13 protein-coding genes are annotated in these 14,108 nt (G+C 54.0%); 9 read left to right on the top strand and 4 right to left on the bottom strand.

Annotation, left to right across the window (positions count from 1 at the left end; genetic code table 11):
* Positions 1-7 precede the first annotated feature (7 nt).
* Both PSSD_RS02380 and PSSD_RS02385 read left to right on the top strand, forming a co-directional pair.
* Positions 8-1,087, top strand: coding sequence for a FecCD family ABC transporter permease (locus PSSD_RS02380; RefSeq protein ID WP_058969219.1), 1,080 nt, complete (start codon positions 8-10; stop codon positions 1,085-1,087).
* Positions 1,087-1,875 (top strand): ABC transporter ATP-binding protein, encoded by a 789-nt coding sequence (locus PSSD_RS02385; protein ID WP_039333768.1) that lies wholly within the window; start codon positions 1,087-1,089, stop codon positions 1,873-1,875. The genes PSSD_RS02380 and PSSD_RS02385 overlap by 1 nt, the downstream gene beginning before the upstream one ends.
* 74 nt (positions 1,876-1,949) lie before the next feature.
* Here the strand turns inward: PSSD_RS02385 and fghA are convergent, their stop codons facing one another.
* From fghA to ptrR, 3 genes are read right to left on the bottom strand one after another with little or no spacing between them, the layout of a single operon-like run.
* Positions 1,950-2,792: an S-formylglutathione hydrolase gene (gene fghA, locus PSSD_RS02390; protein WP_058969220.1), complete on the bottom strand. Its 843-nt coding sequence runs from the start codon at positions 2,790-2,792 to the stop codon at positions 1,950-1,952.
* 12 nt (positions 2,793-2,804) lie between these two features.
* On the bottom strand, positions 2,805-3,929 hold the full coding sequence (locus PSSD_RS02395; RefSeq protein ID WP_039333772.1) for an S-(hydroxymethyl)glutathione dehydrogenase/class III alcohol dehydrogenase: 1,125 nt from the start codon (positions 3,927-3,929) through the stop codon (positions 2,805-2,807).
* Between the two features lie 45 nt (positions 3,930-3,974).
* On the bottom strand, positions 3,975-4,886 hold the full coding sequence (ptrR, locus tag PSSD_RS02400; RefSeq protein ID WP_058969222.1) for a putrescine utilization regulator PtrR: 912 nt from the start codon (positions 4,884-4,886) through the stop codon (positions 3,975-3,977).
* Positions 4,887-4,990: 104 nt separating this feature from the next.
* Here ptrR and PSSD_RS02405 point away from each other — a divergent pair, with 104 nt between their 5' ends.
* The 7 genes from PSSD_RS02405 to mglC all read left to right on the top strand — a co-directional run bounded on the left by PSSD_RS02405 (position 4,991) and on the right by mglC (position 13,228).
* Positions 4,991-6,121: a YbfB/YjiJ family MFS transporter gene (locus PSSD_RS02405; RefSeq protein WP_058969224.1), complete on the top strand. Its 1,131-nt coding sequence runs from the start codon at positions 4,991-4,993 to the stop codon at positions 6,119-6,121.
* 125 nt (positions 6,122-6,246) lie between these two features.
* Complete coding sequence (gene folE / locus PSSD_RS02410) at positions 6,247-6,912, top strand: GTP cyclohydrolase I FolE (RefSeq protein ID WP_039333777.1); 666 nt, start codon at positions 6,247-6,249, stop codon at positions 6,910-6,912.
* A 52-nt stretch (positions 6,913-6,964) separates the two neighbouring features.
* Positions 6,965-8,095: a DUF418 domain-containing protein YeiB gene (gene yeiB, locus PSSD_RS02415; RefSeq protein ID WP_058969226.1), complete on the top strand. Its 1,131-nt coding sequence runs from the start codon at positions 6,965-6,967 to the stop codon at positions 8,093-8,095.
* Positions 8,096-8,267: 172 nt separating this feature from the next.
* Positions 8,268-9,308, top strand: a complete 1,041-nt coding sequence (gene galS, locus PSSD_RS02420) for an HTH-type transcriptional regulator GalS (RefSeq protein ID WP_058969228.1) — start codon at positions 8,268-8,270, stop codon at positions 9,306-9,308.
* Positions 9,309-9,611: 303 nt separating this feature from the next.
* Positions 9,612-10,607, top strand: a complete 996-nt coding sequence (mglB, locus tag PSSD_RS02425) for a galactose/glucose ABC transporter substrate-binding protein MglB (RefSeq protein WP_058969229.1) — start codon at positions 9,612-9,614, stop codon at positions 10,605-10,607.
* A gap of 71 nt (positions 10,608-10,678) precedes the next feature.
* Positions 10,679-12,199, top strand: coding sequence for a galactose/methyl galactoside ABC transporter ATP-binding protein MglA (gene mglA / locus PSSD_RS02430; RefSeq protein WP_058969231.1), 1,521 nt, complete (start codon positions 10,679-10,681; stop codon positions 12,197-12,199).
* An 18-nt stretch (positions 12,200-12,217) separates the two neighbouring features.
* Entirely contained in the window at positions 12,218-13,228 is a 1,011-nt protein-coding gene (gene mglC, locus PSSD_RS02435) for a galactose/methyl galactoside ABC transporter permease MglC (protein WP_039333782.1), read from the top strand.
* Positions 13,229-13,304: 76 nt separating this feature from the next.
* On the opposite strand, the gene sanA is transcribed toward mglC, so the two are convergent.
* Positions 13,305-14,024 (bottom strand): outer membrane permeability protein SanA, encoded by a 720-nt coding sequence (gene sanA, locus PSSD_RS02440; RefSeq protein WP_039333783.1) that lies wholly within the window; start codon positions 14,022-14,024, stop codon positions 13,305-13,307.
* Between the last annotated feature and the right edge of the window lie 84 nt (positions 14,025-14,108).

The raw sequence follows: 14,108 nt of genomic DNA on the forward strand, positions 1-14,108 counted from the left end.
TAGAACAATGCAGACCACGGACTCCGCGCTGCTGGCCGATAATGGCCATCAAACCGATACCATGACGCGTTATCGTCAGGTATTGCGACAGCGCCTGATGCTGATTGGTGTACTGGTGCTGGCGATACTGGCTTCAGTCATCCTTGATTTCACCCTTGGCCCGGCCGGGCTCTCCCTTGATACCTTATGGCAAACGCTGACGCACCCCAATGCGGTAGATGCGGGCACGCGCGTCATCGTCTGGGACATTCGCTTGCCGTATGCCTTAATGGCGGTGGTGGTTGGCTTCTCATTGGGCCTGGCGGGCGCAGAGATGCAAACCATCCTGAACAACCCGCTGGCGAGCCCCTTTACCCTTGGCGTCTCTTCTGCAGCGGCCTTCGGCGCGGCGTTGGCAATCATTCTGGGTATCGGTATTCCCGGTGTGCCGGATCAGTGGTTTATCTCCGCCAATGCCTTTGTTTTCGCGCTGTTTGCGGCGTTAATGCTGGATGGCGTGACGCGCTGGACCAAAGTGTCTACTTCGGGCGTGGTGCTGTTTGGTATCGCTCTGGTGTTCACCTTCAATGCGCTGGTTTCCATGATGCAGTTCATCGCCAGTGAAGATACCCTGCAAGGCCTGGTGTTCTGGACCATGGGCAGCCTGGCGCGTGCTTCCTGGGAAAAACTCGGTGTGTTGACCGCTGCGTTTGCCATTTTGATTCCGTTCTCGATGCTCAGCAGTTGGAAACTCACCGCGCTGCGCCTCGGCGAAGATCGCGCGGTCAGTTTTGGTATTGATGTGCGCCGTTTGCGTCTCGCCACCTTACTGCGTATCAGTATCCTTTCTGCTTTAGCCGTGGCTTTTGTCGGACCGATTGGTTTTATCGGTCTGGTGGCGCCGCATATTGCGCGCATGATGTTTGGTGAAGATCACCGCTATTACCTGCCAGCCAGTGCACTGGTCGGGGCATTAGTCTTGTCGCTGGCTTCGGTAGCGTCTAAGAACCTGATCCCAGGCGTGATCATTCCTGTCGGCATCGTCACCTCGCTGGTCGGTGTGCCGTTCTTCCTGAGTATTATTCTGCGTCATCGGGGGACGGTGTAATGGAACAAGGATTACGTCTCAGCCATTTCTACGCCGGTTATCCGAAGCGGAAAGTCATTGAAGACCTCAATGTACCCGAACTGCCGCGCGGCAAAATCACCGTGCTGCTTGGTCCTAATGGTTGTGGTAAGTCGACGCTGTTGCGCGCATTGGCGGGCTTAAGCAAAGGGCAGGGCGAACTGTGGCTAAATGGCGAAGAGTTGATGTCGCAGCCGTTTGCACGTCGTGCACAGCGCGTGGTGTATCTGCCGCAGAGTCTACCAGCCGGCGTGCACCTGCATGTGCTGGAATCGATTATCGTGGCGCAGCGTGCGTCCGGCGGGTTACACAGCGCCTCCAGCGAAGCGGAGATCATGCATCTGCTGGAACAGCTGGGGATCTCGCATCTGGCGATGCGCTATCTCGATCAGCTCTCCGGTGGGCAAAAGCAACTGGTGGGCCTGGCGCAATCGCTGATTCGTCGCCCGGAACTGCTATTGCTAGATGAACCCTTGAGTGCGCTCGATTTAAACTATCAGTTCCACGTCATGGACTTAGTGCGTCGCGAAACGCGCCTGCGCAATATCGTCACTGTAGTGGTGGTGCATGATATTAACATCGCGCTGCGTCATGCCGATCATGCTTTGATGTTGAAAGATGGCGGATTGCTGGCGGACGGTGAGCCGTCACAGGTGATCACGCCAGAAACACTGGCACAGGTATATGGTGTGCGCGGCCGTATAGAGCACTGCTCGCAAGGTATGCCGCAAGTGATGATTGATGGGCTGGTGGCGGAGTCTCTGGTCTAAGACGTTGCACCGGTAGGGGGCTGCTATTAGGCCGCCTGAATTCAGGAGCGTGCGTGGGCACGCTCCTGAAGGCATTACACCAACAAATGCTTCGCGTGGAAGCGCAGGTGGTCTTCAACAAAGCTGGCAATGAAGAAGTAGCTGTGGTCGTAACCCGGCTGCACACGCAGTTCCAGCGGGAAACCTTGCTCACGTGCCACAGCTTCCAGGCGATCCGGGCGCAACTGGTCCGCGAGGAACTGATCGCTATCCCCTTGGTCGATTAAGATCGGCAAACGCTGTTCTACTTCACGCATCAACAGGCAGCTATCCCATTCGCGCCAGGTCTGGTGATCCTCACCCAAATAGGCGCTGAACGCTTTTTGTCCCCATGGCACTTCCGTAGGGTTAACTATGGGCGCAAACGCCGATGCCGAAGCAAAACGTCCACCGAGACGCAGCGCCAGTACCAGCGCGCCATGTCCTCCCATCGAGTGTCCCATCACCGATTGACGATCGCTGAGCTTGAAGTTATCGGCGACCAGCTCAGGTAACTCCGCACTGAGATAATCAAACATGCGATAGTGCGCAGCCCAAGGCTGCTGCGTGGCATTCAGGTAGAAGCCCGCGCCCTGGCCGAGATCGTAACCGCTGTCGTTGGCGACCTCGTCACCGCGTGGGCTGGTGTCCGGCATAATCAGCACCAGACCCAGCTCAGCGGCAACGCGCTGCGCACCGGCTTTGGTGGTGAAATTCTCGTCAGTGCAGGTCAGCCCCGCGAGAAACCACACCACTGGCGGTGGCGCATCATCCTGCGGCGGTGGCAAGAAGATGCTAAAGGTCATCGGGCAGTTCAACACGGCTGACTGATGACGCCAGCGCTGCTGCCAGCCGCCAAAAATGCGGTGCTCTTCCAACAGTTCCAAAGTGGATGGCATAACGTCTCCTGATTACTTGTTGAAATGCACCACCGAACGAATAGATTTCCCTTCATGCATCAGGTCAAAGGCGTCGTTAATCTCTTCCAGCGGCATGGTGTGCGTGATGAAGTCATTCAATGCAAACTTACCATCAAGGTAATCCTGCACGATGCCAGGCAGCTGGGTGCGGCCTTTCACGCCACCAAACGCCGAACCACGCCATACGCGACCGGTCACTAACTGGAATGGACGGGTTGAAATCTCTTCACCCGCACCGGCCACGCCGATAATCACGGATTCGCCCCAACCTTTGTGACAGCATTCGAGTGCCGAACGCATCACGTTGACGTTACCGATACATTCAAAGGAGAAATCCACGCCGCCATCGGTCAGCTCAACAATCACATCCTGAATCGGCTTATCGTAGTCTTTCGGGTTAATCAGATCGGTGGCACCCAGTTTGCGCGCCAGATCGAATTTGCTGGTGTTCAGGTCAATACCGATGATGCGACCGGCTTTCGCCATTTTCGCGCCGATGATCGCGGACAAACCGATGCCGCCTAAGCCGAAGATCGCGACGGTATCGCCTTCTTTCACTTTGGCGGTATTCATCACCGCGCCCATGCCGGTGGTGACACCGCAACCCAGCAGGCATACTTCTTCCAGTGGCGCTTCTTTGCTGATTTTTGCCAGAGAGATTTCAGGTACCACAGTGTACTCAGAGAAGGTTGACGTCCCCATGTAGTGGAAGATCGGCTGACCGTCTTTAAAGAAGCGGGTAGTGCCGTCAGGCATCAGACCCTTACCTTGCGTCGAGCGAATCGCCTGACACAGGTTGGTTTTGCCTGAGAGACAGAACTTACATTTGCCACACTCTGGCGTGTAAAGCGGGATCACGTGATCGCCGACCGCCACGCTGGTGACGCCTTCGCCCACGGCTTCCACCACACCGCCGCCTTCGTGACCGAGGATCGCCGGGAACACGCCTTCAGGATCCTTGCCTGACAGGGTGTAAGCATCGGTGTGGCATACGCCAGTCGCCACGATGCGCACCAGCACTTCGCCTTTTTGCGGTGGCATCAGATCCACTTCTTCAATTTTCAGCGGTTCGCCAGCTGCCCAGGCAACGGCGGCACGGGTTTTAATCATGTTCATGCGATCTTTCTTCCTATGAGTGTCGTGATTCAAAATTAATAAAACTCACTCAGCGGTCTGCAGCGGATGCAGCAATTCGTCGTTGAGCGGGCGGTCGTCAAACATTTCAATAATCAGATACTTCAGCGCTTCGACGTTCGGCGTGAAGGCATCGCGGCGCCACATCAGCCAGGTGGCGGTGTCGCGATACGCGGGTGGCAAGATATGTTCCTGCACGCGTGCGCGCGCTGGCATTTGCGCCAGTACCGACGCGGGGATCATCGCTACGCCGCCGCCAGCCGCTACGCAGGCCACCATGGCGTGATAGGACTGAATCTCCATCACGCTATTCGGTGAAGTCTGGCTCTCGCGATACCAGGACTCCAGTTTGGTGCGGTAGGAGCAGCTATTGCCAAAAGCAAACAGCGTGTCGTTCTGCGTGTCACGCGCGTTCTGAATCGGTCCGTGATCGAGACTGGTGATCAGCACCATTTCTTCGCGGAAGGCAATGCAGCCATTGAGGTCATCATGGGTAGCTGGACCATCCACTAATGCGGCTGCCAGCGTGCCAGCGCGCACTTTATCGATGATATCGCCCGAAGTACCGGTCACCAGCGATAGCGCCACCGTGGGAAATCGTTGATGATAGGCCGCCAGCAGAGCGGGCAAGCGCGTGGCTGCCGTACTTTCCATAGAACCGAAAGCAAAGTTTCCACCCGGTTCTCCGGCGCGCGCCATATTCAGCGCCTCATCACTCAGACTCAGAATGCGCTGGGCGTAGTTAAGAAAATTGTGCCCCATTGGCGACAGGCGGATACGTTGTTTCTCACGGATAAACAGGTCAACGCCAATCTCTTCTTCCAACTGGCGCAGACGTGTTGTGAGATTTGAGGGCACGCGATGCAGTAATTCTGCGGCGCGTGCCAGCGAACCGGTCTCGGCCACAGAACAGAACATGCGGAGTTGTACTAAATCCATATTCTCTTCTCGTAAACAACTTGGTTAATATTATTCACTTTTCGTGAGTGTAAACGTCATGCATGCTGCTGACAAGTGTAAAAAGATCATCAACTGAGGTCAGAATGGCGTTTCGTGTCGCGCTTAGCGCGTTTTTAAGTTTAGTGGTTGCGATGGGTATTGGGCGGTTTGCATTCACGCCGCAGGTGCCGTTAATGATCCAGGATCATCAACTGACCCTGACCAGCGCCAGTCTGGTGGCGGCGCTCAACTATCTGGGATATCTGTTTGGCTCTTTTGATGCCATGCGCGCGCGTCTACGCGTCGAGTGGCGTTTGCAGGCGGGTGTTTGGGGGGCGGTGATTCTGACGCTGCTCTCTGCCTGTGTCAGCGGCCCCTGGCTGCACGGCCTGATCCGCTTCCTGATAGGCTGTGCCAGCGGTTGGGCGATGGTGCTGGTTGCCGCATGGAGCAACGAACAACTGTTGCATCATGGGCGATCAGGCCTTTCGGCTGCAGTGTTTGCCGGGCCTGGCACCGGCATCTTTATCAGCGGTATGTTGGCCGTTGCGCTGCATGCCAGTGGCGCGAGTGCCACCTTTGCGTGGGCCGCTTACGGTCTGCTGGCGCTGCTGTTGATTGCCGCTATTGCCCGCTTCCTGCCGCGCACCGGTCAGTTACATCGCCCCGATCAGGCACCTGCACCCTTGGTACTGAATGGCAATCTGAAGCGTCTGGTATTGAGCTATAGCCTGGCGGGATTTGGCTACATTTTGCCCGCGACCTTCCTTTCGCAAATGACGGCAGCCCGCTTCCCGGATAGCGCATTAGCGCAATTTGTCTGGCCTGTGTTTGGTGGCGCGGCGGTCATCGGTATCGTGCTGGGCATTCTGACGCGGCGTTGGGGCAGTAGCCATGTACGCCTTGCACTCGTGCTGTGGGCGCAGGCGCTGGGCGTCATCGCCACCATCGTGATGCCCGGCCTGAACGGCTTATTAATCGGTGCTTTGTTGGTGGGCGGCGGCTTCCTGTGTGTGGTGCAGCTTGCACTGCAATATGGTCGGGAACTGGCACCGCATCATGCGCGCTATCTGGCAGGATTACTGACCACCGGTTACGCGGTCGGGCAGTTGGGCGGGCCGCTACTCTCCTGGATTTCCAGCCTGTTGTGGCATCGACTCGACCCGGCATTATGGGTGGCCGGAGCAGGTCTAATCGTGGCTGGCCTGCTGGTGTTACGTCGTTCGACACCATGAAAAGCTTTCATCTCCAATCGGATTGATTGCTGGATTAAGCGCGCGTTGTGTTTCACAATACGCGCTCAGAAATTCCCCCGCAGGCTAAGACCTGCGGGCGCATCACCTGCCGGAGAAAGAGTACGATGAGCACCTTAAGTCAGGAAGCCGCCCTGGTTCACGAAGCGCTGTTGGCGCGTGGTCTGGAAACGCCTTTACGCGCCCCGGTGCGCGAGATGGATGACGAAGCCCGTAAGCGTGAAATCGCCGGTCACATGACCCAAATCATGCAGCTGTTGAATCTGGATCTGGAAGACGACAGTCTGATGGAGACCCCGCATCGCATCGCTAAGATGTATGTGGATGAAATTTTCTCAGGGCTGGATTACGCCAATTTCCCGAAAATCACCGTCATCGAAAATAAGATGAAGGTCGATGAAATGGTCACCGTGCGCGACATTACCCTGACCAGTACCTGTGAACACCATTTCGTGATCATTGATGGTAAAGCCACCGTTGCTTATATCCCGAAAGAGAAGGTGATTGGTCTGTCGAAAATCAACCGTATTGTGCAGTTCTTTGCTCAGCGTCCGCAGGTGCAAGAGCGCCTGACTCAACAGGTGCTGGTGGCGCTGCAAACTCTGCTGGGTACCAACAATGTCGCGGTTTCTATTGATGCGGTGCACTACTGTGTGAAAGCGCGCGGCGTGAAAGATGCCACCAGCGCCACCACCACCACATCACTGGGGGGCTTGTTCAAGTCCAGCCAGAACACGCGTCAGGAGTTCTTGCGCGCGGTACGTCACAGCTAATTCCTTTGGGCGGCACATTGCCGCCCGTTTTCACCTCTCTTCAGGGCACTCGATGCAACGCTATCTCGCGCTGGATTTCATTCGTGGTTGCGCCATTCTCGGCATTCTGCTGCTCAATATCGTCGGTTTTGGCTTGCCCTCGGCGGCTTATCTCAACCCGGCGTGGCGGGGGAGTCTCTCGCTGTCTGATGCCTGGACATGGGCGATCATGGATGGCCTGGCGCAGCTGAAATTTCTGACGCTGTTTGCTGTGCTGTTTGGTGCGGGCCTCTCGTTGCAAATACCGCGTGGCAGTCGCTGGATATCGGCGCGCCTGTCATTGTTGGTTTTGCTGGGGTTCATTCATGCCATCTTCTTCTGGGAAGGCGACATCCTGCTCGACTATGGTCTGATCGGGCTGATTATCTGGCGTATGCTGCGCGAAGTTCCCTCGGATAAGGCGCTGTTGCAGACGGGGACGCTACTCTATCTGATGGGATGCGGCGTGCTTTTGGTGTTTTGGGGCATCTCCGGCACTGAGCCGGGCCGTTCGTGGTTACCGGGTGCCGCAGATATCGAGTACGAAAGCTACTGGAAGCTGATCGGTGGATGGGAAGCGGTGCAAAATCGCTTTGATCACCTCTCTTCCAGCCTGATGGCCCTCGCGGCACAGTATGGCTGGCAATTGGCGGGATTGATGTTGATTGGCGCCGCGTTAATGCGCAGCGGTTGGCTGAAAGGGGAGTTTAGCGTTCAGCATTATCGCCGTTCGGCCGCGTTGTTGCTAACCATTGGCTGGCTTATCGCTATTCCCGGCATTGTGGCGCAGTGGCTGCTGAATTGGGAATTTCGCTGGAGTGGTTTCTTACTGCAACTGCCGCGCGATCTCGCCAGCCCGTTTGTCAGCCTCGGTTATGCCGCGCTGTGCTTTGGGTTCTGGCCGCAAATCGGTCATACGCGAATCAGTCATGCAATTCAGTGTGTCGGCCGCATGGCGCTGAGCAATTACCTGTTACAGACCCTGATCTGCACCACCTTATTCTATCGCTTTAACCTGTTCCTGAAATTCGATCGCTTACACCTGCTGGCGCTGGTGCCTGCGGTATGGCTGGTCAATATCCTGTTCTCGGTGTTGTGGTTACGCTATTTCCCTCAGGGACCAATGGAGTGGATATGGCGCAAGCTAACGCGACTCGCGGCATGAAAACCCGAGAATTATCCCCGCATCAGATAATGACGTTCATCACAAAGGTTGCAGATTTGTATGTAACCGTTTTCATCCGTGTGACGTAATTCACGCAGCGGAACAAAATGCCCTGACAGAATAGCGCCGTTACGCGCCAGTCGCGCATTTTCTTCCTCTGTGGAACAGCTGCATGATAACGATCCGAGATGTCGCCCGTCAGGCCGGTGTGTCAGTAGCCACCGTGTCGCGTGTGCTCAATAACAGCAGTGCAGTCACCCCCGATACCCGTGAAGCTGTGCTTCAGGCCGTGGAATCACTGGGATATCGCCCCAACGCCAACGCGCAAGCCTTAGCCACTCAAGTCAGCGACACCATCGGTGTCGTGGTGATGGATGTCTCCGACCCTTTCTTTGGCGCGCTGGTCAAAGCGGTAGATACCGTGGCACAGCGTGTGCACAAACACGTGTTAATTAGCAACTCCTGGCATCAGGAAGAGAAAGAGCGCCATGCCATTGAAGTGTTAATCCGCCAGCGCTGTAACGCCTTAGTGGTGCACGCGAAAACGCTTTCAGACGCAGAATTGACCGGTTTTATGGATCAGGTTCCGGGTATGGTATTGATAAACCGAACTATTCCCGGCTATGAGCACCGCTGTGTCTGCCTGGATAATGTCACCGGATCGCTGATGGCAACGCGCATGTTGTTACAACAGGGGCATCAACGCATCGGTTATCTCAGCTCCAGCCATCCCATCGAAGACGTGACACAGCGGCGCGAAGGCTGGCTGCAGGCCTTGTCAGAGCAGGGGATTCGTCCGCAGGAGTCATGGATTGCCCAAGGTGAACCCGACATGCAAGGCGGGGAAGCGGCTATGGTTGAGTTACTGGGCCGTAACCTGCATTTAACCGCCGTATTTTCTTACTGTGACGGCATGGCGGCGGGGGCACTGACTGCATTAAAAGACAATGGCATTCAGGTGCCGCAGCACTTTTCGGTGATTGGTTTTGATGATATTCCCATCTCGCGCTATACCGATCCGCAACTGACCACGGTTCGCTATCCTATTGTTTCTATGGCAAAACTTGCGACTGAGCTGGCGTTGAAAGGTGCTGCCGGAGAGCTGGATCCTGAGTCCACCCACTGCTTTATGCCTACGGTGGTTCGTCGCCATTCAGTTGCCCAGCGGCAAATTGTGGAGTCGGTCACTAATTCGGGCGATAGCGCAGTGTAACCGTTTCCAATCTGTGATTACATTCACAGTTAATTAACATGGCGCTCACTATGATGGCAGCGTCTTACCGGACTGAAACATCATGTAACGCCGGGTTTTCCTTCTCCGGTCAGGTTTCAGTAGCCGATTGAAATAGTTCACAACACTCTTCAGGAAGCGTTTACGTACAGGGAAGTCAGGATTGCGATGGTGGCCCGGCTTTGCGTTACGCGTCCGCCCCATAAATGAGTTTGAACCGACTGCGTTGGTTGCCCGCAGGCAGCACAGCGCGATGATATGCCCTACATAAAAACCGGAGATACCATGAATAAGAAGGTTTTCACGCTCACAGCACTGGTTGCCAGCATGATGTTTGGTGCAACTGCGCACGCCGCCGATACCCGCATTGGCGTGACCATTTATAAATACGATGACAACTTTATGTCTATGGTTCGCAAGGACATCGACAGCGAAGCCAAAAAACTGGGTGGCATTCAGTTGCTGATGAATGACTCGCAGAACAGCCAGTCTACCCAGAACGACCAGATTGACGTGTTGATGGCCAAAGGCGTGAAAGCGCTGGCTATCAACTTGGTTGACCCTGCAGCTGCGGCTGTAGTGATCGACAAAGCGAAAGCCAACGACGTGCCAGTGGTGTTCTTCAACAAAGAACCTAACGCTAAAGTGCTGGCCAGCTATCCAAAAGCCTACTACGTGGGCACCGATTCTAAAGAGTCTGGCATCATCCAGGCGAAGCTGATCGAGAAACACTGGAAAGCGACACCAGCCTGGGATCTGAACAAAGATGGCCAGATTCAATTTGCGTTGCTGAAAGGCGAACCAGGCCACCCAGATGCCGAAGCACGTACTAAATACGTGATCGAGACGCTGAACACCGATGGTCTGAAAACGCAGCAGCTGGCGATGGATACCGCGATGTGGGACACCGCACAGGCGAAAGACAAAGTTGATGCGTGGCTGTCTGGCCCGAACGGCAACAAAATTGAAGTGATCATCGCTAACAACGATGCGATGGCAATGGGTGCGGTTGAAGCGCTGAAAGCCCACAACAAAACCAACATTCCGGTGTTTGGTGTGGATGCCCTGCCAGAAGCTCTGGCGTTGGTGAAATCTGGCGCGATGGCCGGTACCGTACTGAACGATGCTGAAAACCAGGCGAAAGCCACCATTGATATCGCGAAGAACCTGGCCGATGGCAAAGAGCCAACTGCGGGTACTAACTTCAAGATGGAAAACAAAATTGTACGTGTTCCTTACGTACCAGTAGATAAAGAAAACCTGTCTCAGTTTGTGAAGTAATCCGTCCTGGGCGCGGTAGGTTTGCCGCGCCTTATTGCATCTGACCCACGTTTTATTTAGCCAGGTAAATTATGGCCAGTGAGAATCCGACCACACAGCGTGAATATCTGCTGGAGATGACGAATGTCTCGAAATCATTTCCAGGGGTGAAAGCCTTAGATAATGTGAATTTAAAAGTGCGGCCGCACTCTGTCCATGCCTTAATGGGCGAAAACGGCGCCGGGAAATCCACATTATTAAAATGCCTGTTTGGGATTTATAAAAAGGATACGGGGAGCATCCTGTTTCAGGGTGAAGAAATTGATTACAAGAGTTCCAAAGAAGCGCTGGAAAACGGCGTCTCAATGGTGCATCAGGAATTAAACCTGGTATTACAACGCAACGTGATGGATAACATGTGGCTTGGCCGCTATCCGCGCAAAGGTGTGTTTGTCGATCAGGATAAAATGTATCGCGATACCAAAGCGATCTTTGACGAATTAGATATTGATATCGATCCGCGCGATAAAGTCGCCAATCTGTCTGTTTCACAAATGCAGATGATTGAAATTGCCAAGGCATTCTCCTATGACGCGAAAATCGTCATCATGGATGAGCCAACGTCGTCGCTGACCGAAAAAGAAGTTAACCACTTATTTACGATTATCCGTAAGCTGAAAGATCGCGGCTGCGGCATTGTGTATATCTCGCACAAAATGGAAGAGATTTTCCAACTGTGCGATGAGATTACCATCTTACGTGATGGGCAGTGGATCGCCACCCAGCCGCTGGAAGGGCTGGACATGGATAAGATCATCGCCATGATGGTGGGTCGTTCACTGAACCAGCGTTTTCCGGACAAAACCAACGTGCCGGGGGAAACCATTCTTGAGGTGCGTCATTTAACCTCACTGCGCCAGCCGTCGATTCGCGATATCTCCTTCGACCTGCGCAAAGGTGAGATTTTGGGGATTGCGGGGCTGGTCGGCGCGAAACGTACCGATATCGTGGAAACCTTGTTTGGTATTCGAGAGAAGTCGGGCGGCACGATTAAGCTGCACGGCAAAGCGATTAATAATCACAGCGCCAATGAAGCCATTAACCATGGTTTTGCGCTGGTGACGGAAGAGCGCCGCTCAACCGGTATTTATGCATATCTTGATATTGGCTTTAACTCGCTTATTTCCAATATTAAAAAGTATAAATCCAGTATGGGGCTGCTTGATAACAAACGGATGAAAAGTGATACCCAATGGGTGATTGATTCGATGCGTGTTAAAACGCCGGGTCATCATACGCAAATTGGTTCGCTTTCCGGTGGTAACCAACAGAAGGTCATCATTGGTCGCTGGTTATTAACTCAGCCGGAAATTTTGATGCTTGATGAGCCGACGCGCGGTATTGACGTTGGGGCGAAATTCGAAATTTACCAGCTTATTTCAGAATTGGCGAAGAAAGAGAAAGGCATCATTATTATCTCTTCTGAAATGCCAGAGTTGTTGGGCATTACCGACCGTATTTTAGTGATGAGTAATGGCCTGGTAGCGGGCATTGTCGAGACCAAAACGACCTCGCAGAATGAAATCCTGCGTTTAGCGTCATTACACCTTTAATGAAGCAAGGGCTTTAACATGAAAGCGACTACTAAAAAGAATGCGCTAACCTGGTTAAAAGAGGGCGGCATTTACGTTGTCCTGTTGGTACTGCTGGCGATTATTATTTTCCAGGATCCGACATTTTTAAGTTTAATGAACCTGAGTAACATTCTGACCCAATCCTCAGTGCGTATTATTATTGCGCTGGGCGTGGCCGGATTGATTGTTACGCAGGGTACCGATCTGTCAGCGGGCCGTCAGGTTGGCCTGGCCGCGGTAGTGGCCGCCACGTTGCTGCAATCGATGGACAACGCCAACAAGGTATTCCCACATCTGGATACCGTTCCGATTCCACTGGTTATTCTGACCGTGTGCATCATCGGGGGGGTGATTGGCCTGGTGAACGGCGTGATCATTGCTTACCTGAAGGTGACGCCGTTTATCACCACACTGGGCACCATGATCATCGTTTACGGTATTAACTCGCTGTACTACGACTTTGTGGGCGCTTCACCGGTTGCCGGTTTTGATTCAGGTTTCTCCAACTTCGCACAGGGCTTCTTGCGCTTTGGGGACTTTAAGCTGTCGTTCATCACCTTCTACGCGATTATCGCTATCATCTTCGTGTGGATTTTGTGGAACAAAACGCGCTTCGGTAAGAACATCTTTGCTATCGGCGGCAACCCGGAAGCAGCACGTGTTTCTGGCGTTAACGTCCCGTTAAACCTGATTCTGGTGTATGCCCTGTCCGGTGTGTTCTATGCCTTCGGCGGGATGTTGGAAGCGGGCCGTATCGGCAGCGCCACCAACAACCTCGGCTTTATGTATGAACTGGATGCGATCGCGGCCTGTGTGGTCGGCGGCGTGTCGTTTGCCGGTGGTGTGGGCACGGTGGCTGGCGTGGTGACCGGTGTGATCATCTTTACCGTAATCAACTACGGCTTGACCTATATCGGCGTTAACCCTTACTGGCAGTACATCATCAAGGGCGGCATCATTATCTTCGCGGTAGCACTGGATTCACTGAAGTACGCACGTAAAAAATAAGACCGACACACAGCAACATCACAGCAAAAGGCCGCGAACATCGCGGCCTTTTTTTACCTTCACTGAATCAGCACGTTCACTTCTGCAACTTCTCTTCCAGATCCAGAAGTTGCTCAGGCGTCACCGCTGGATAACTCTGCGCATCTTCTGGCACTTCATGCACGGCTGGAATCGGCACCAGCGGCCCGAGGAAGCGTGGCTCACGTTTCATCAGGTACAAATCTGCCAGCGCCCCTAAACGTGCCCCGACCTCGCGGAAACGCACTGACAGCATATTTTTAGGTGACGGGACGGCATAACACTGCGCCTGAATACCCAGGTGCTGGGCAATAAACAGCGCGCGCTCGCAGTGGAAGCGCTGAGTAATAATGATGAAGTCGTTGGTATCGAACACTTTGCGCGTGCGCACGATCGAATCCAGCGTACGGAAGCCGGCATAATCCAGCACGATATCCGAGGGATCGACACCCGCTTTTATCAGATCGCGGCGCATGGTCATCGGTTCGTTATAGCTTTGCTGCGCATTATCACCGCTCAACAGCAGATAGTTCACCTTGCCACTGTTATAGGCGTTAAGCGCACCTTGAATGCGATAGAGATAATACTGATTAATCACACCGGTGCGGTAATACTTGGCGGTACCTAAGACCACACCGACCTGACGATGCGGCAAAGAGGTGACATCTTCGTAAATAAAGGGAGCGGTTTTCCAGCTGATCCAGCGATCCAGGCCGAGCGCGGTCGCCACCATCAATAAGATGATGAAAAACAGACCAAAGAAAACGCGTTTAATCATGCGCGTAAGCACTCGGTTGGTGAAAAATCGGATGGCTATACCCAAAATAATTCGAGTTGCAGGAAGGCGGCAAGTGCATGAATC

Source organism: Type-D symbiont of Plautia stali (assembly GCF_001485335.1).
In the GTDB taxonomy this organism is placed as follows: domain Bacteria; phylum Pseudomonadota; class Gammaproteobacteria; order Enterobacterales; family Enterobacteriaceae; genus Pantoea; species Pantoea vagans_C.

Coding starts and splice junctions, on each gene's coding strand:
- PSSD_RS02380 (WP_058969219.1), top strand. CDS start 8: ATGCAGACCACGGACTCCGCGCTGCTGGCCGATAATGGCCATCAAACC.
- PSSD_RS02385 (WP_039333768.1), top strand. CDS start 1,087: ATGGAACAAGGATTACGTCTCAGCCATTTCTACGCCGGTTATCCGAAG.
- fghA (WP_058969220.1), bottom strand. CDS start 2,792: ATGCCATCCACTTTGGAACTGTTGGAAGAGCACCGCATTTTTGGCGGC.
- PSSD_RS02395 (WP_039333772.1), bottom strand. CDS start 3,929: ATGAACATGATTAAAACCCGTGCCGCCGTTGCCTGGGCAGCTGGCGAA.
- ptrR (WP_058969222.1), bottom strand. CDS start 4,886: ATGGATTTAGTACAACTCCGCATGTTCTGTTCTGTGGCCGAGACCGGT.
- PSSD_RS02405 (WP_058969224.1), top strand. CDS start 4,991: ATGGCGTTTCGTGTCGCGCTTAGCGCGTTTTTAAGTTTAGTGGTTGCG.
- folE (WP_039333777.1), top strand. CDS start 6,247: ATGAGCACCTTAAGTCAGGAAGCCGCCCTGGTTCACGAAGCGCTGTTG.
- yeiB (WP_058969226.1), top strand. CDS start 6,965: ATGCAACGCTATCTCGCGCTGGATTTCATTCGTGGTTGCGCCATTCTC.
- galS (WP_058969228.1), top strand. CDS start 8,268: ATGATAACGATCCGAGATGTCGCCCGTCAGGCCGGTGTGTCAGTAGCC.
- mglB (WP_058969229.1), top strand. CDS start 9,612: ATGAATAAGAAGGTTTTCACGCTCACAGCACTGGTTGCCAGCATGATG.
- mglA (WP_058969231.1), top strand. CDS start 10,679: ATGGCCAGTGAGAATCCGACCACACAGCGTGAATATCTGCTGGAGATG.
- mglC (WP_039333782.1), top strand. CDS start 12,218: ATGAAAGCGACTACTAAAAAGAATGCGCTAACCTGGTTAAAAGAGGGC.
- sanA (WP_039333783.1), bottom strand. CDS start 14,024: ATGATTAAACGCGTTTTCTTTGGTCTGTTTTTCATCATCTTATTGATG.